General features: G+C 61.1%; 17 protein-coding genes. 10 read left to right on the forward strand and 7 right to left on the reverse strand.

Annotation, left to right across the window (positions count from 1 at the left end; genetic code table 11):
- The coding region (locus tag DNK10_RS16485) for an aldehyde dehydrogenase family protein (RefSeq protein WP_131192306.1) at nucleotides 1–125 on the forward strand (125 nt) is incomplete at its 5' end.
- Nucleotides 126–234: 109 nt separating this feature from the next.
- Here the strand turns inward: DNK10_RS16485 and DNK10_RS16490 are convergent.
- Nucleotides 235–1,200: a LysR family transcriptional regulator gene (locus DNK10_RS16490; protein ID WP_131192307.1), complete on the reverse strand. Its 966-nt coding sequence runs from the start codon at nucleotides 1,198–1,200 to the stop codon at nucleotides 235–237.
- Between the two features lie 109 nt (nucleotides 1,201–1,309).
- Between DNK10_RS16490 and DNK10_RS16495 the strand changes: the two genes are divergently transcribed.
- The 4 genes from DNK10_RS16495 to queF all read left to right on the forward strand — a co-directional run bounded on the left by DNK10_RS16495 (nucleotide 1,310) and on the right by queF (nucleotide 5,191).
- On the forward strand, nucleotides 1,310–2,065 hold the full coding sequence (locus DNK10_RS16495) for a sulfite exporter TauE/SafE family protein (RefSeq protein WP_131181522.1): 756 nt from the start codon (nucleotides 1,310–1,312) through the stop codon (nucleotides 2,063–2,065).
- 250 nt (nucleotides 2,066–2,315) lie between these two features.
- Nucleotides 2,316–3,527: a winged helix-turn-helix domain-containing protein gene (locus DNK10_RS16500; RefSeq protein ID WP_131192308.1), complete on the forward strand. Its 1,212-nt coding sequence runs from the start codon at nucleotides 2,316–2,318 to the stop codon at nucleotides 3,525–3,527.
- Nucleotides 3,528–3,597: 70 nt separating this feature from the next.
- Nucleotides 3,598–4,296: an orotidine-5'-phosphate decarboxylase gene (pyrF, locus tag DNK10_RS16505; protein WP_131192309.1), complete on the forward strand. Its 699-nt coding sequence runs from the start codon at nucleotides 3,598–3,600 to the stop codon at nucleotides 4,294–4,296.
- A gap of 67 nt (nucleotides 4,297–4,363) precedes the next feature.
- A complete protein-coding gene (queF, locus tag DNK10_RS16510; RefSeq protein ID WP_131192310.1) occupies nucleotides 4,364–5,191 on the forward strand; it encodes an NADPH-dependent 7-cyano-7-deazaguanine reductase QueF in 828 nt (275 codons plus the stop codon).
- A 58-nt stretch (nucleotides 5,192–5,249) separates the two neighbouring features.
- Here the strand turns inward: queF and DNK10_RS16515 are convergent, their stop codons facing one another.
- Together DNK10_RS16515 and pcrP are read right to left on the reverse strand one after the other, a co-directional pair.
- A complete protein-coding gene (locus tag DNK10_RS16515; RefSeq protein ID WP_131181518.1) occupies nucleotides 5,250–5,516 on the reverse strand; it encodes a DUF4404 family protein in 267 nt (88 codons plus the stop codon).
- A 163-nt stretch (nucleotides 5,517–5,679) separates the two neighbouring features.
- Nucleotides 5,680–6,363: an HAD superfamily inactivated hydrolase PcrP gene (gene pcrP, locus DNK10_RS16520; RefSeq protein WP_131192311.1), complete on the reverse strand. Its 684-nt coding sequence runs from the start codon at nucleotides 6,361–6,363 to the stop codon at nucleotides 5,680–5,682.
- Nucleotides 6,364–6,615: 252 nt separating this feature from the next.
- On the opposite strand from pcrP, the gene DNK10_RS16525 reads away from it, so the two are divergent.
- The gene (locus DNK10_RS16525; RefSeq protein WP_423228070.1) at nucleotides 6,616–7,275 is read left to right on the forward strand and encodes an MlaA family lipoprotein; all 660 of its coding nucleotides are present in this window, start codon (nucleotides 6,616–6,618) and stop codon (nucleotides 7,273–7,275) included.
- 95 nt (nucleotides 7,276–7,370) lie between these two features.
- Here DNK10_RS16525 and DNK10_RS16530 read toward each other — a convergent pair whose 3' ends face one another.
- Nucleotides 7,371–7,670, reverse strand: coding sequence for a PilZ domain-containing protein (locus DNK10_RS16530; RefSeq protein ID WP_131181515.1), 300 nt, complete (start codon nucleotides 7,668–7,670; stop codon nucleotides 7,371–7,373).
- A gap of 208 nt (nucleotides 7,671–7,878) precedes the next feature.
- Here DNK10_RS16530 and rssB point away from each other — a divergent pair, with 208 nt between their 5' ends.
- Together rssB and rssC are read left to right on the forward strand one after the other, a co-directional pair.
- On the forward strand, nucleotides 7,879–9,063 hold the full coding sequence (gene rssB, locus DNK10_RS16535) for a two-component system response regulator RssB (protein ID WP_131181514.1): 1,185 nt from the start codon (nucleotides 7,879–7,881) through the stop codon (nucleotides 9,061–9,063).
- 8 nt (nucleotides 9,064–9,071) lie between these two features.
- Nucleotides 9,072–9,557 (forward strand): anti-sigma factor antagonist RssC, encoded by a 486-nt coding sequence (rssC, locus tag DNK10_RS16540; RefSeq protein ID WP_131181587.1) that lies wholly within the window; start codon nucleotides 9,072–9,074, stop codon nucleotides 9,555–9,557.
- A 60-nt stretch (nucleotides 9,558–9,617) separates the two neighbouring features.
- Here rssC and tal read toward each other — a convergent pair whose 3' ends face one another.
- From tal to DNK10_RS16555, 3 genes are all read right to left on the reverse strand, one after another.
- Nucleotides 9,618–10,544: a transaldolase gene (gene tal / locus DNK10_RS16545; RefSeq protein WP_131192312.1), complete on the reverse strand. Its 927-nt coding sequence runs from the start codon at nucleotides 10,542–10,544 to the stop codon at nucleotides 9,618–9,620.
- Nucleotides 10,545–10,610: 66 nt separating this feature from the next.
- Nucleotides 10,611–11,621: a tRNA dihydrouridine(20/20a) synthase DusA gene (dusA, locus tag DNK10_RS16550; protein ID WP_131192313.1), complete on the reverse strand. Its 1,011-nt coding sequence runs from the start codon at nucleotides 11,619–11,621 to the stop codon at nucleotides 10,611–10,613.
- Nucleotides 11,622–11,772: 151 nt separating this feature from the next.
- A complete protein-coding gene (locus DNK10_RS16555) occupies nucleotides 11,773–13,539 on the reverse strand; it encodes a helix-turn-helix domain-containing protein (protein ID WP_131192314.1) in 1,767 nt (588 codons plus the stop codon).
- 203 nt (nucleotides 13,540–13,742) lie between these two features.
- Here DNK10_RS16555 and DNK10_RS16560 point away from each other — a divergent pair, with 203 nt between their 5' ends.
- Both DNK10_RS16560 and DNK10_RS16565 read left to right on the forward strand, forming a co-directional pair.
- Entirely contained in the window at nucleotides 13,743–14,324 is a 582-nt protein-coding gene (locus tag DNK10_RS16560) for an amino acid synthesis family protein (RefSeq protein WP_131192315.1), read from the forward strand.
- A 31-nt stretch (nucleotides 14,325–14,355) separates the two neighbouring features.
- On the forward strand, nucleotides 14,356–15,558 hold the full coding sequence (locus DNK10_RS16565) for a flavin reductase family protein (protein WP_244216274.1): 1,203 nt from the start codon (nucleotides 14,356–14,358) through the stop codon (nucleotides 15,556–15,558).
- Nucleotide 15,559: the final 1 nt, after the last annotated feature.

Here is a 15,559-nt window from a genome sequence, read left to right on the forward strand (position 1 = left end):
CGGCCTTTGGCGGCTACAAGAAGTCCGGGGTCGGGCGCGAAACCCACAAGATGATGCTCGACCACTATCAGCAGACCAAGAACCTGCTGATCAGCTACGACATCAACCCTTTGGGCTTCTTCTGATCGAGGCGTCGATCAGCCGGCACATGCACCGGTGTGCCGGCTGCCGAGGTGTTGCCAGGCAGAAGCAGAATAATCACGACGCGGCTTCGGCCGCGTTTTTATTGGTGTCTCAGTTGCCGGCACCACGCTGCAAGCCGCTTTGCAGGGGGATATCCCAGGGCGGAATCGGCCCGAAACGGTTCTTCAGAAACTCCAGGAGCAGGCGGCTGCGTGAATCGGCATCGCGCTCCAGGCGCAAGGCATAGATGCCGCTGGGCTCCGGAGCCGGCAAGCCGTTCTCGCAAAACAGCGCGACCAGTTCGCCACGGGCCAGGTATTCGCTGACCAGCCAGGTTGGCAGGTGGGCCACACCGAGTCCGGCAAGCAGGCTGAATACCAGCGTTTCGGCATTGTTGGCCGTCATGCGCAGGCGGCGGGGGCGATACATGGCAAGCTTTCCTTCGCTTTCGAAGCGCCAGGCATAGGCGGGCGCCAGGCCATCCCAGTCCAGGCCGTCATGTTCCAGCAGTTCTGCAGGCGTTCGCGGTACACCGTGGCGTTCCAGGTAGGCTGGGCTGGCACAGACCACGCGGATCAGCGGCGACAGCGGAGTGGCGACCAGACGCGTGTCAGCCAGCGGGCCGATACGCAGTACCAGATCCACCTCGCCTAAATGGGCGCCATGCAGGTCGATAAAGCTGTCGATCAGCCGCAACTGCACATCCAGCCCCGGATAGGCAGTCAGGAAATCGGCGATGGCGGGCGCCAGGTGGCGGCGACCGAAGGGGGCTGGAGCGTCAATACGGATCAGGCCCTCCGGGGCGCTGCTCAGCGACACCGCCTCGGCGCGCGCCAGATGCAGCTCGGCAAGAATCCGCCTGGCCCGTTCGGCAAAGGCCAGTCCGGCGGGTGTTGCACGCACCGCGTGGGTGCTGCGACTGAACAGGCTGCAATCGAGGGAGCGCTCCAGCGCGTCGATACGCCGCGATACCGCTGAGGGCGTGAGCGGGTGCAGTCTGGCCGCTGCGGAAAAGCTGCCGCTTTCCAGTACGTCGAGGAACAGGCTGAGTTGGTCGGTCAGGGCATCTGGATTCATGATGTGTCTATCTTTGCGTGATTCGCACAACCATTATGCCGGGCTGTGCGTTACCCCGCCAATCGGCAGCGGGTAGGATGCGCACACTTCGCTTTCCTCGGACTGCCTCATGGATCTGCTCGCATTCGCTCTCAATATCGTACTTGGCCTGCTGCTGGGTACCATCGGTGGTCTGTTCGGTATCGGTGGTGGTCTGATTGCGATTCCGGTACTCGGTGTGATGTTCGGGCTGGATCAGCAACTGGCTCAGGGTACGGCGCTGGTGATGGTGGTACCTAACGTGCTGCTGGCGCTGTGGCGCTACCATCAGCGCAACCGCATCGATCTGCGTCACGCCCTGGCGCTGGCCCTGAGCAGCTTCGTGTGTGCGCTGTTTGGCGCCGGCTGGGCGGTGAATCTCGATCCGGAATCCATGCGCCTGGCGTTCGTCGGTTTTCTGGTCGCGCTGGCTTTCTACAATCTGCTGCGCATGTGCCTGCGGCCGCCGGCAGCCTCGGGCGAACTGCGTCATCCCTGGCCTTGGCTGGCGGTGTTGGGCAGTGGTTCGGGGCTGCTTGGTGGGCTGTTCGGGGTTGGCGGCGCCGTCATCGCCACGCCGATTCTCACCAGTGTGTTCGGCACTTCTCAGGTGGTAGCGCAAGGTTTGTCGCTGGCATTGGCGGCGCCGAGTACCGGCGTGACCCTGGTGACCTATGCGCTGCATGGTCATGTCAATTGGGCGCTGGCCATTCCCCTGGCGATTGGCGGGCTACTGAGCATCAGTTGGGGCGTGCGTCTGGCCCATGCCTTGCCGGAGCGCTTGTTGCGGGTACTGTTCACCGTGTTTCTGCTGATCTGCGCGCTGATGCTCGGGATCAAAGTCTGAAGCCTTCGACGATTTGGTCGATCAGTGTTTCGCTGGCCTGCGAGCGGGTTCGTTGCGCAGTCGCATGAGGCTGGCATCGTTGAACGACGCGCCCTGAAGGATCCGCGGCTTAACCGCGCCAAGGCGTTTCAGGAAACCGAGAGCCCATTGCGGGACGACCGCTGTGCATATGAAAGACTGGGCTGCCGGCTTGGTCTGTGCGCGGTGATGATCTACTGTGTGGGAGCGTCGTCATATTCCAGGTAGCCCCATGCCCCTGATCGACTCCCTGTCATTGCCCCAGGCCCGTCGTGTTGCGCTCGCGGCTCAGGGCTTTGCCGGGCGCTCACGCACCGCGGCACCGGGTGCCCGGCAGGTGAACGCCCTGATCGAGCGCCTGGGTGTGCTGCAGATTGACTCGGTCAATGCCGTGGTGCGCTCGCACTACCTGCCCCTGTATTCGCGCCTCGGTCAGTACGATCCGCTATTGCTGCAACAGGCGGCCTGGAGCCAGGGACGTAGGCGTACGCTGTTCGAATACTGGGGCCACGAGGCTTCGCTGCTGCCATTGGAGTCCTTCCCGCTGATGCGCTGGCGTATGCAGCGTGCTCGGCAAGGGCGCGGTATCTACAAGGGGCTGGCATTGTTCGGCCGTGAGCAGCAGCCACTGATTCGTCAAGTATTGCAGGCCGTGCGTGAGCGCGGTGCATTGGGTGCGGGCAGTCTGGTGCAGGAGCGGCCACGCAACAGCCCCTGGTGGGGATGGAGTGCCGAGAAGCTGGCACTGGAATGGCTATTCGCCGCCGGTGACGTGACGGTGGCGGGGCGCCGTGGCTTCGAGCGCCTGTACGATCTACCGGAGCGCGTGCTGCCGGCTGCCTTGTTGCAGCGCCCGGAAGTGGATGTGGCAGACGCGCAGCGCCAGTTGGTTTTGCAGGCGGCGCGCGCACTGGGTATCGCCACGGAACGGGATCTGCGCGACTACTTCCGCCTGGAGCCCGCGGACAGTCGGGCGCGCATCCATGAACTGCTCGAGGAGGGCACCTTGAGCCGCGTCGAGGTGCGCGGTTGGACGCAGCCTGCATACTGTCAGCAATCCTTCAAGCTTCCTCGTAAGGTGATGGCCTGTGCGTTGCTGTCGCCGTTCGACTCGCTGATCTGGGAGCGGGCGCGTACCGAGCGTCTTTTCGATTTTCGCTATCGCCTGGAAATCTACACGCCGCAGCACAAACGGGTGTATGGCTATTATGTGTTGCCGTTCCTGTACGGCGAGCATATCGCCGCGCGCCTGGATATTCGTGCGGAGCGTAAGCTGGGGCGCCTGGCCGTGCATGCCGTGCACCTCGAACCGAAGGGGCTGGATGAGGAGGGCTTGGCGGCGCTGGCCCGGGCGTTGCGTGACATGGCGGCCTGGTTGGGCCTGGGCGAGGTGCAGCTCAACTGTGTCAGTGACGCGGCTCGGCGGCTGTGCCGCCATCTGTAAAGGGCGACGGCAATCGACAGTGGCTTAGGCTACAATGCGCGCCGAATTTGGCTCCTTCGAGAATTGTCCCATGTCCGTTTGTCAGACCCCGATCATCGTTGCCCTGGATTTCCCGACCCGGGAGGCTGCGCTTGCCCTGGCTGACCAGCTCGACCCCAGGCTGTGCCGGGTCAAGGTGGGCAAGGAGCTGTTCACCAGTTGTGCGTCGGATATCGTCGCCACGTTGCGTGAGCGCGGTTTCGAGGTGTTCCTCGACCTGAAATTCCACGATATCCCCAACACCACTGCCATGGCTGTCAAGGCCGCGGCCGAGATGGGGGTGTGGATGGTCAACGTACATTGCTCCGGCGGCCTGCGCATGATGAGTGCCTGCCGTGAGACGCTGGACAAGTTCAATGGCCCGGTGCCGCTGCTGATCGGTGTGACCGTGCTGACCAGCATGGAGCGTGAAGACCTGGCCGGTATCGGCCTGGATATCGAGCCTCAGGAGCAGGTGTTGCGCCTGGCTGCACTGGCCCAGAAAGCTGGTATGGACGGTCTGGTCTGTTCGGCTCTGGAGGCGCCAGCGCTGAAAGCCGCTCAACCTGCGCTGCAATTGGTCACGCCGGGCATCCGCCCGGCTGGCAGCGCGCAGGACGATCAACGGCGCATTCTCACGCCGCGTCAGGCGCTGGAAGCCGGTTCCGATTACCTGGTGATCGGCCGTCCGGTCAGCCAGGCCGCTGACCCAGCCGCCGCGCTGGCCAAACTGGTTGCCGAGCTGGACTGATCCGTCCATCCATTCTTGTACGGCGGCGATTCAGTCGCCGCATTCATTGCGTTGCAGGTAAACCGTCATGCATTCCGTGGAACATTCGCCGCTAGGCAAGAGCAGCGAGTACATCGCCACCTATTCGCCCGAACTGCTGTTTCCCATCCCGCGAGCGGCCAAGTGGGCCGAGCTGGGGTTGAGCGCGGAAAACCTGCCGTATCGGGGTGTGGATTTCTGGAACTGTTTCGAACTGTCCTGGTTGCTGCCGTCCGGCAAGCCGGTGGTGGCGATCGGTGAATTCACGATTGCCGCCGACTCGCCGAACATCATCGAGTCCAAGTCCTTCAAGCTTTATCTCAACTCGCTGAATCAGTCTGTATTCGCCACTGAGGCAGAGTTGGTGGCGGTGCTGGAGAAGGATCTCTCCGCGACTGCCGGCAAGCCCGTTGGTGTGCGTGTGCGCCGTTTGGACGAGGTAGAGCAGGAGGGCCTGGCCACACTGCCAGGTACCTGTATCGACGATCTGGACGTCAGCATCAGCAACTACACGGCTCCTCGGCCTGAGCTGCTGCATTGCGATACTTCACGCGTCGTCGAGGAAAGCCTGCACAGCCATCTGCTCAAATCCAATTGCCCGGTGACCGGCCAGCCGGACTGGGGCAGTGTGGTGGTCGAGTATCGTGGTGCGGCGCTTGAACCCGCGAGCCTGCTGGCGTACCTGGTCAGTTTCCGTCAGCACGCCGACTTCCATGAGCAATGCGTGGAGCGCATTTTCCTGGATCTGCAGCGGCTGCTGCATCCGGAGTACCTCACCGTCTACGCACGTTACGTACGGCGTGGTGGGCTGGATATCAATCCCTATCGGACGACACTGACTCAACTGCCGGAGAACCGGCGCCTGGTCAGGCAGTAAGCGTCTCACAAATAAAAAACCAGCCATTTCAGGCTGGTTTTTTATTGCGACGCTGTAATCAGATACCCATGTTTGCCAGGCTTTGCATGATATTGCGCAGGCTCCCGGCCAGGGTCGGATGGCTCACTTCGAAGCGCTCCACGGCCAGATTGACCCCGTCGATCAACGAGGCATCGGGCGTGGTGACTGGTTGAGCAGCCAGTTGCAGCTCGATGTCACGGGCCAACAGGATAAGTGACTCGCGATCTTCCTCGCTTATTGGCGGATTCTGCGCCAGTTGCTTGTGCAGCTCTTCCAGTTGCTGCTGCAGATGGTTCGCAGGCATGGGACTCTCCCTTTCTTGATAGGCAAAACAATTGACCGTGCAGGACGACGAAAGGTCATTACTTCATCTTCAAGATAATCCAGCCCAAAGCATTGCGCTTGACCTGAAGCAACGCAGTTATTGCACCGCATTGCAGCAGCTTGCGCTGAAACGCCAACAGGCCCTAGGGTTTTTCGCCCTTGCTGCGACGAATCTGCAGATCGTCCAGGCAGGCGGGCAGGTCGGTCAATTGATCGATTACCGAATGGGCGCCCAGCCGGTAGAGCGTCAGCGTTGCCTCGGCGCGCAGGCGGTCGCGTTGGATACTGTTCAGCATTTCCCAGTCGGCGAGAGCGTGACCGCCCAGGGAGCCGCAGGCGGCCAGGCCTACTGTCCACAATCCCGCATTCAGGCCCGCCTGCAGGAGGCGCGGTTCACCGCTGACCAGCACGCAGCCATCCAGGCGGTCGATCTGCAGGGTGCTCAACGCTTGCCAGCAGGCATCCGGCGCCGGCCAGTTGCGCTGTGAGCAGAGCGGGGAGGCCGCCAGCCATTCGGGCAGCTGGCTTGTCAGTTTCGTGGCGAGTGCTTCCGGCAACTCATCCAACCAGGCGCAGGGTACGCGCTGCTCGTGCAGGCTGCGCAGGGTCGCCAGCGCCCCTGGGGTCGGCTCGGCACAGATTTCTATATCATGCGGGCCGCTGGCATCGGGCTTGCGTGCCGGGCCGCCATCTTCGCGGATCAGGGTGAGATGGCGAGCGCCGGCCAGCGATGCACTGCGGGCCCCGAAATCCACCAGGCAACCGGAGAGGCCGAACAGGATGGCGGTGAAGGAGGGGGTGATTGCGGAGAGTGCTGGCTGGGGCATGCAATGTCGTTCCCTGGCGATGATCGCGTCTACCATGACAAGCCAATATGACGATGCCGTGACGCTGGTGATTGCTGATGCCGGTAATGTGAAGTGGCTCAGGCTCGCGTAGGGTGTCGGGCATCAGTGCTCTGCCTATTGCCCGCGTGCGGCTTTATACTACGCCGCTGCTGCCGGAGAGACCGTGCTCATTAGCCTAGGAGAACAGCAATGCGTTTGATTGGATCGGATTGGATCGGGAACTTCGGCCGGATGCTGGCCTGTGCCGGCTTGATGGTGCTGCCGTTGGCAGGCCAGGCGGCTACGGAAGATCCATGGGAGTCGGTCAACCGGCCCATCTTCCGCTTCAACGATACGGTGGATACCTACGCTCTCAAGCCATTGGCCCAGGGCTACCAGGCGGTGACGCCGCAGTTCCTCGAAACCGGTGTGCACAACGTGTTCCGCAACGTCGGTGATGTCGGCAACCTGGCCAACAACCTGCTGCAGGGCAAGGCGTATGACGCCGGTGTGGATACCAGCCGTCTGCTGTTGAACACCACCCTGGGCGTTCTTGGCTTCTTCGACGTGGCAAGCCGCATGGGCCTGCAGCGCAGCGATGAAGACTTCGGCCAGACCCTTGGCGTCTGGGGCGTGGGCAGTGGCCCTTATCTGGTGCTGCCGTTGCTCGGCCCGAGCTCGCTGCGCGATGCGCCGAGCAGGATTCCGGACAACTTCCTCACGCCTTATCCCTATATGGATCACGTGCCGAGTCGCAACGTCACCCGCGGCATCAACGTGGTGGACACGCGCGCCAGCCTGCTGGATGCCGAACGCATGATCAGTGGGGACAAGTACATCTTCATCCGTAACGCCTACCTGCAGAACCGTGAGTTCCGGGTGCGTGATGGTGAGGTCGAAGACGATTTCTGATGCCAAGGCATTACCGCTACGGTAATGCTCGAAGGCAAGGATAGATGCTGGGATGGCGACGCGATGGAGGGGCTACCATCGCGTTACAGCTCATTTCAGTTCATCGAGGTCACGGCCAGGCCGAGAATCTGTCGGCCACCTTCCAGATCCGTCACCCGCACCACTTCCGCTTCGGTTTCCAGCCCCTTCAACTCCTCGTGCCCGGAAGGGATCAGTACGCGCACCTTGTCTCCAACCTGCACCTGGCACTGTGCCTCGAGTTGCATACCGGTGCTCGACAGGTCGCGACACAGCGCCGGGATTGCCTGGCCGCCATGATGGAGCGTCGCCTGTGTTTCCAGGCGCATGCGAATGTAATCGCGCTTTTCCTCGTAATCACGATCACTTTGGCTCATCAAGCTATCCTCATTGTGGTGGGGCTTTGCTGCGGTTCTTATAACCCTCACTGATTTAAGGTGTAAAGTCGCCCGGCAGCGAGCGGCGCCTGTTGAATCGTGTTGAGGATGGGAGTACCGTCTGCGCCTTGACGCGAACCGTGTACCCGCGCAGGTTGTTGGCTGCGTTTACGCTAACCATCCCCGGCGCAGTTTGCCTGGACACCCCATGCACAAAACCAGTGCCACGTTGCTGCTGATCGATGACGATGAAGTCGTCCGCGCCAGCATTGCAGCCTACTTGGAAGACAGCGGCTTCAATATCCTGCTCGCCGGCAATGGCACGCAAGGTCTTGAAGTCTTCGAGCGCGAACGACCGGATCTGGTCATTTGCGACCTGCGCATGCCTCAGGTCGATGGTCTCGAGCTGATCCGCCGGATCAATGCCCTGGACATCGCCGCGCCGATCATCGTGGTCTCCGGTGCCGGGGTGATGGCCGACGTGGTCGAAGCCTTGCGCCTCGGTGCTGCCGATTACCTGATCAAGCCTCTGGAAGACCTCGCGGTGCTCGAGCATTCGGTACGTCGAGCCCTGGATCGCGTGCATCTGCGTCAGGAGAACGAGCGTTACCGGGAAAAGCTGGAAACCGCCAACCGCGAGTTGCAGGCCAGCCTGCACCTGCTGCAGGAAGACCAGAACGCCGGGCGCCAGGTGCAGATGAACATGCTGCCCGTCACGCCCTGGGAAAACGAAGGGTTGTCCTTCGCTCATCAGATCATTCCCTCGCTCTACCTTTCTGGTGATTTCGTCGACTATTTCCGTGTCGATGAGCGGCGAGTCGCCTTTTATCTGGCAGACGTTTCCGGTCACGGCGCTTCTTCGGCGTTCGTCACCGTGTTGCTCAAGTTCATGACCACGCGCCTGCTCTACGAGTCTCGACGCAATGGCATGCTTCCGGAGTTCAAACCGTCGGACGTGCTCGGCCATATCAACCGGGGGCTGATCAACTGCAAGCTGGGCAAGCACGTGACCATGCTTGGCGGAGTGATCGACGAAGAGAACAATCGCCTGACCTACAGCATTGGCGGCCATCTGCCGCTGCCGGTGATGTACAGCGGTGGCGAAGCGCATTATCTGGAAGGCCGCGGCTTGCCCGTCGGTCTGTTCAACGAAGCGGATTACACCGATCTGGAAATCGATCTTCCGGAGTCGTTCAGCCTGACCCTGTTGTCGGACGGCATTCTTGACCTGCTGCCCGGCGACACTCTGCAGGAAAAAGAAGCCTTGCTGCCGAAACTGGTGAGCGAAGCAGGTGGAACCCTGGACGGGTTGCGCAGCGTGTTTGGACTGGCCAATCTGGCGGAGATGCCGGATGATATCGCCTTGCTGGTGTTAAGCAGGAACCTTGCATGAATCCTGGGATAAGCCCCGGTAGAATCCAGTTCGCCGAGCAGGACGGTACCTTCGTCCTGAAGTTCGTCGGCGAAGTGCGCCTGACCTTGTGTTCGGCTCTGGATTCCACGATCGAAAAGATTTTCACCGCGCTGAATTTTTCCGCCATCGTCATCGACCTGACGGAAACGCGCAGCATCGACAGCACCACCCTGGGGCTGTTGGCCAAACTATCGATTCTGTCGCGGCAGAAGGTTGGCCTGCTGCCGACCGTGGTGACCACCCACGCCGATATCACCCGTCTGCTGCAATCGATGGGCTTCGATCAGGTTTTCAATATCATCGACCAGCCCTATGAGTGCCCGAACTGCCTGGCCGATCTGCCGTCGCAGGATCAGTCGGAAGAGGTGGTGCGGGCTCACGTGCTCGAAGCGCACCGCATTCTGATGGGGTTGAACGAGTCGAACCGCGCGGCCTTTCATGACCTGGTCAGCGCCCTCGAACAGCATCCCTGATGATCGACTGCTGCCGATAGCGGGGCGCCGATAGAGTCGGCGCCCCGCTTCCATTTCGGCTCAGGTGTTGGCTGCCAGCAGCTTTTCCAGTTTTTCCTGATCGCGGGCGAACTGACGGATGCCTTCCGCGAGTTTCTCGGTAGCCATGGCGTCTTCGTTCATCTCCCAGCGGAACTGGCTTTCGCCGATCTGCGTTTCGCCCTTGCCGGAAATCTCGGCACTCAGCTTGCGCTCCAGCGTTCCATTGTCGTCGGCCAACTGCTGCAGCAGTTCAGGGCTGATGGTCAGGCGGTCGCAGCCGGCCAGTTGTTCGATCTGGCTGACGTTGCGGAAGCTGGCGCCCATCACGACGGTCTTGTGACCATGAGCCTTGTAGTACTCGTAGATGCGGGCGACCGACTGCACGCCCGGGTCTTCGGCACCGACATAATCGCGGCCTTCGGCTTTCTTGTACCAGTCGTAGATGCGCCCCACGAATGGCGAGATCAGGAAGGCACCGGCATCGGCGCAGGCGCGGGCCTGGGCGAAGGAGAAGAGCAGGGTGAGGTTGGTCTGTACGCCAGCCTTTTCCAATTGCTCGGCGGCGCGGATGCCTTCCCAGGTGGAGGCGATCTTGATCAGGATGCGCTCGCGGGTGACGCCTGCCTGCTCGTACAGCTCGACCAGGCGCTGAGCGCGGCTCAGGGTCGCCTGAGTGTCGAAGGACAGACGGGCATCCACCTCGGTGGAGATACGCCCCGGAATCACCTGCAGAATTTCCCGCCCAACGGTCACGCCAAAACGGTCGCTGGCCAGGTCGACATCGCCCTTGCTGGCGCTGACCGCCTGCTTGAGCAGCTCGGCATAGCGCGGCAGTGCTGCAGCTTTGAGCAGCAGGGAAGGATTGGTGGTGGCGTCCACTGGCTTGAGGCGGGCGATAGCGTCGATGTCACCGGTGTCGGCGACCACGGTGGTGAACTGTTTGAGTTGATCCAGTTTGGAGGTCATGGCGCGGCCTTGTCGATTCGGGTGCCATGACCTTACCTGAGCCTCAGGTAGCGCTCAACTAATGGCTTAGCGCCCCAGCAGAAGTTCGGCAGCCTGATCGAAAATGGCCAGCGGCTGATCGCTCTTGTGGATGTCCGCCGAAAGCAGCTGGCGGAAGCGTCGAGCGCCGGGGAAACCCTGGGCCAGCCCGAGCATATGGCGGGTGACATGGTGCATCAAACCGCCTGCGGCCATGTGCCGTTCGATATAGGGGCGCATGGTGAGCATGGCGTCGTAACGGCTGATTGGCGGGCGTTCGCTGCCGAACAGCTGACGGTCGACTTCGGCCAGCAGGTAAGGGTTGTGATAGGCCTCGCGACCCAGCATCACGCCATCGAAGATTTCGAGGTGCTGCTGGCAGGCTTCCAGGGTCTTGATGCCGCCGTTGAGCACCAGTTCGAGCTCGGTGAAGTCCCGCTTCAACTGTGCGGCGATGTCGTAGCGCAGCGGCGGGATCTCGCGGTTTTCCTTGGGCGACAGGCCGGAAAGAATGGCGATGCGCGCGTGCACGGTGAAACTGCGGCAACCGGCGTCGCGCACCTGGCCGACGAAATCACGGAGCTGCTCATAGCTGTCGCGCCCATCGATGCCGATCCGGTGCTTGACCGTAACGGGAATGCTCACCGCATCGCGCATCGCCTTGACGCTCTCGGCGACCAGCGCCGGATGGGCCATCAGGCAGGCACCGATCATGTTGTTCTGCACCCGGTCGCTGGGGCAGCCGACGTTGAGGTTCACCTCGTCGTAACCTGCCTGTTCGGCAAGCCGCGCACACGCGGCCAGATCAGCCGGGTTGCTGCCACCCAGCTGCAGCGCAAGCGGGTGCTCCGTTTCGTGGTAATGCAGAAACCGCTGGGTATCGCCATGCAGCAACGCGCCGGTGGTGACCATTTCGGTATACAGCAGGGCATGCCGCGAGAGCTGGCGCAGAAAGTAGCGGCAATGGTGATCCGTCCAATCCATCATCGGCGCCACGGAGAAGCGGCGGGATGGTTCGGGATGCTGGGTTGCTAGTGTTGAGGTTGGGTTTGGCTGCATTTCGGTACGTCGGATATTCTCAGGCGGCTTCCGCATTTGGCGCTGCATTCTAGCACTCGACAAACTCGCTGTAGTATTGGGTGGTATATGGTGATGCGGCGTCGTGCAGCTCCGGCCTCATCCGGTTGAGCGAATACTGAACGTGGTTCTATCAGTTTTCCATGACCCTCTGCAGGCGAATTGCCAGTTCGATAGCAAATCTTCGTTCCGGCGTATCTACCTTGATGTCGAACAGTTCCTGAATACGGGCCAAGCGGTAGCGCAGAGTCGTGACATGCACGCCCATGGCGTCGGCACAGGCCTGGTTACGGCAGCATTGTTGCAAATAGGTCGACAAGGTTTCCAGGTAGGGCGTGCCGTGCTGGCGGTCGTGGGCGATCATCGCACCCACGCTGTCGACCACGTAAGCACGGATGTCCTCTCCGCCGGCAGCTGCGATGAGCAAGGGCATTGGGCCGAAGTCCTGGCCCGACTGAGGTCCGGTTCGTCCGAAGGAGCGGGCGATGTCGATCATTCGGCGGCAGCGTGTCCAGGCGGTGGGATAGTCGTTCAGCGTTGTGCAGCATGTGCTGATCACCATGATCGGTTCGACATCCAGATAGTGCATCAGGTCATCACTCATGCGCCGCATGACTTTGTTGATCCTGTCTGCGCCGCCCTCGAACGGCAGCAGGCAGACCAGGCCCTTGTCGATGGCGATCACGGTGGACGCAATTCCGGCCCGCTGCAGAATACGGGTGGCATTGTGGTGCAGGTTGTTGGACTGATTACCTGGCTTTTTGGCGCCATCGGAGAAGTCGACGACGATCATTTGCTGCGGCGCATTGAAGGTCATGTAGAGGCGCTGAGCCCGCTGCTGGACATCGTCGGCGTCACGCCAGCGGCGCTCGATGACCTCGAAGAACAGTTCGGTTTGCGTGCGCGTTTCGAAGCGGAAACGAATGAAACTGCGCATCATCTGCACGCTCAGCGCGAACTTCGCGCTGTCCAGCAGCGCCTGATCCAGCTCGCTCAATGACGGGGCCACCGAGAACAGTATCAGTGCACCGACCAGTTCGTGATCGACAGTCAATGGCTCGATCTGCACTTTGGACGTGAAGGTGCGCGTGCCGTCGTCGAGGAACAGATTCACCGAGCTGCGCAGTGAGCTGTTCAGGGCTTCGCGGCAGGCTTTCGATATCTGCGAATTGAGTACCCCGGCGGCGGCGTTCTGCCAGCCCGGATCATCGAACAGCAAGGCATCCGGCGAGCGCCCGGCGATGACCTGATTGGTGGTGAAGTCAACCGCGATCAACGGACTTGGCAGCAGGTCGCAGACCATCAACGACAGCGAAGAAACCGAGTCCTTCGCCAACACATGCTCCAGCAGGGTAGTGTGCACGCGCAGTGCCTGTTGCAGCTGTTCGGCAGCCAGGCGTTGAGCTTCGAATTGCCGTTCGCGCTCCACGGCGATGGCACCCAGATGGATGATCATCCCCAAAAATGCTTGGTCGTCATCATTGATATCCTTGATCTCGCGCGACACCACGCTCAGCACCATTGGCCGCCCTTCGAAATCCCGGCAGCTCATCGGCATGACCAGCACGGTGCGGTAATCCCGTTCGTAGGATTCCATGCGATATCCCGCGTACTCGCTTTCGCGGACGTCGCGGATATAGACCGGTTCGTTGCGTTGCAACGCGATGACGGAGGGGCTCGAAGTCAGTTCCCAGCGATCGCTGAGTGGACGATGCAGCAAGGTCGGATCGTGACGGGCGACCACGTAGGCGTAGCCCTGGCTCATATCGATCGACATGATGGAGCCCAGCGTCCAGTCGGTGTGCTGGCAACTGACTCGCACCAGCTGGCGCAGTGTGGCGCCCAGATCGCCCCCTGAGTTGATCTGACTGGCAACATCGCGCAGGGACTGCAATTGCATGGTTCTATTCAAGCGGGTTACCTCACCGGGCTGGCAGGAAATAAAGCTAGCGTGGCCGATAAGGTTAATGCTTGCATCTTTTCGTAGCAGCGTTAGTGCTATTTATGCGCCGAAACGCAGGAAGACGTCTCGTTTTGCGCTCCCTAACCTGATGGTCATTGCCAACGGCAAACCGACTCATCGACCAGAGAGCGACGATCATCATGAATCACCGCGTAAGAAAGTATTCCACCTTCATCGAACAGACGTTCATCGAAGGTGGTAAGGAGGCCGAGCAACCGATCACCATGATCGTCGTGGCTGCGGTGTTGAAAAACCCGTGGGCCGGCCAGGGCTTCGTCGAAGACCTGCGACCGGAAATCCTGCGTCTGGCACCGACGCTGGGTGAAGAGCTGACCAAACGTCTGGTGGCATTGATGCCGGCCGACAAGGTTGAAGCCTATGGCAAGGCTGCCTGTGTTGGCGTCAACGGCGAAATCGAACATGCATCCGCGCTGATCCATACCCTGCGCTTTGGCAACATGTTCCGCGAGGCGGTCGACGGTACGGCGTTTCTGAGCTTTACCAACGTGCGAAATGCACCGGGCGCGCTGATCTCGCTACCCATGGTGCACAAGAGCGCTACCGGCAAGCGCTCGCACTTTCTTACCGCCAATTTCCAAATCGCCGATGCCCCGGGGCCTGACGAGGTGCTGATCGCCATTGGTGCGGCCGATGGTTCGCGCCCGCATCCGCGTATTGCCGACCGGTTCCAGGACATGGCCGAGATGGAAGCGCAAAGGTAGAACCATTGAGCCCGCTACGCCAGCGACCTGAATGACCCGGAAGCTGATCGCTGAGCTGGCTTCCGGTTCTTTCCTGGGGTTGTGGAAAACCGCGCTATCGACCATGTGCAGCGTGCTTCCAATGCTCGTGGCGCTAGTAAAGAACAGGGGGCGTTCCGCAGGACGCGCAGGCGCAGGCGCAGGCGCAGGCGCAGGCAGGGGATTAGGCTTTTTTCATACCCGAGTACAAAGGACAGATTCGATGTCGAGTACGACCACCCACGCTAACGACGCAACAATCGATCCTGGTGCGCTTCGCCAGGCGTTTGGCACCTTTGCCACCGGAGTGACTGTCATCACCACTCACGATGTCGACGGCCAGCCACGTGGCATGACTGCCAATTCCTTTACCTCCGTTTCGCTGAACCCGCCTTTGCTGCTGGTGTGCGTCGGCAAGACGGCGCTGAGCTACGGAGCCTTTACCAGCAGCGACTGCTTTGCAGTGAATCTGCTGCACGAAGGACAGACGGATACCTCGGCGATATTCGCTTCCAAATCGCCTGATAAATTCCAGAACGTCAAGCACGACACCGTGCACACGGGAGCGCCGATTCTGGTCGACAGCCTGACCTGGTTCGACTGCACGGTGGATCAGCGCATGGAAGCCGGGGATCACATTGTGCTGATCGGTCAGGTTCGTGCGTTCGGCACCAGTCCGAAACGGCCGCTGTGCTTCTGCCGCGGCAGCTACGCCAGCATCAAGGAGCCGTTGCCTGCCAAGTGGCTGGATTCCCACGGCATGATCCGCGGATACCTGATCGAAAGCGACGATTCGATCCTATTCCGCACCGATGGCAAGGGTGGCTGGGAGTTGCCGGTCTCGGGGCGCAGCCGCGGCAATACCGAGCTGCCGGTGGAACAGGGATCGTTGATGCTGCTGCCGGAGTCCACCTTTCTTTATTCGGTATTCGATGTCGACGATATCGACCCGGGCTATCTGGTCTACCGCGCGCAGCTGGATACCAGCAGCTCGTTGCAAGACTTGCCGGATTCACTGCGTTTCTTCTCTATCGACGAGCTTCCCTACGAGCTCATGCCGAGCAATGAGTTGCGTTCGGTGGTGCGCCGCTACGTGCGTGAACGCAAAGACCAGCGTTTCAGCATTTACATGGGCTCAAGCGATGGCGGAAGAGTGGCGGTGATCGACGGGACGGCCCGAACCTGGGCGGATTTCGCCCGCGACCAACAACTGTGAC

It is taken from the genome of Phytopseudomonas daroniae, assembly GCF_004327275.1.
Lineage (GTDB): Bacteria > Pseudomonadota > Gammaproteobacteria > Pseudomonadales > Pseudomonadaceae > Aquipseudomonas > Aquipseudomonas daroniae.

Bases quoted from the DNA above. Each gene is read 5' to 3' on its own strand.
- DNK10_RS16490 (WP_131192307.1), bottom strand. From the start codon at position 1,200: ATGAATCCAGATGCCCTGACCGACCAACTCAGCCTGTTCCTCGACGTA.
- DNK10_RS16495 (WP_131181522.1), top strand. From the start codon at position 1,310: ATGGATCTGCTCGCATTCGCTCTCAATATCGTACTTGGCCTGCTGCTG.
- DNK10_RS16500 (WP_131192308.1), top strand. From the start codon at position 2,316: ATGCCCCTGATCGACTCCCTGTCATTGCCCCAGGCCCGTCGTGTTGCG.
- pyrF (WP_131192309.1), top strand. From the start codon at position 3,598: ATGTCCGTTTGTCAGACCCCGATCATCGTTGCCCTGGATTTCCCGACC.
- queF (WP_131192310.1), top strand. From the start codon at position 4,364: ATGCATTCCGTGGAACATTCGCCGCTAGGCAAGAGCAGCGAGTACATC.
- DNK10_RS16515 (WP_131181518.1), bottom strand. From the start codon at position 5,516: ATGCCTGCGAACCATCTGCAGCAGCAACTGGAAGAGCTGCACAAGCAA.
- pcrP (WP_131192311.1), bottom strand. From the start codon at position 6,363: ATGCCCCAGCCAGCACTCTCCGCAATCACCCCCTCCTTCACCGCCATC.
- DNK10_RS16525 (WP_423228070.1), top strand. From the start codon at position 6,616: ATGCTGGCCTGTGCCGGCTTGATGGTGCTGCCGTTGGCAGGCCAGGCG.
- DNK10_RS16530 (WP_131181515.1), bottom strand. From the start codon at position 7,670: ATGAGCCAAAGTGATCGTGATTACGAGGAAAAGCGCGATTACATTCGC.
- rssB (WP_131181514.1), top strand. From the start codon at position 7,879: ATGCACAAAACCAGTGCCACGTTGCTGCTGATCGATGACGATGAAGTC.
- tal (WP_131192312.1), bottom strand. From the start codon at position 10,544: ATGACCTCCAAACTGGATCAACTCAAACAGTTCACCACCGTGGTCGCC.
- dusA (WP_131192313.1), bottom strand. From the start codon at position 11,621: ATGCAGCCAAACCCAACCTCAACACTAGCAACCCAGCATCCCGAACCA.
- DNK10_RS16555 (WP_131192314.1), bottom strand. From the start codon at position 13,539: ATGCAATTGCAGTCCCTGCGCGATGTTGCCAGTCAGATCAACTCAGGG.
- DNK10_RS16560 (WP_131192315.1), top strand. From the start codon at position 13,743: ATGAATCACCGCGTAAGAAAGTATTCCACCTTCATCGAACAGACGTTC.
- DNK10_RS16565 (WP_244216274.1), top strand. From the start codon at position 14,356: ATGACCCGGAAGCTGATCGCTGAGCTGGCTTCCGGTTCTTTCCTGGGG.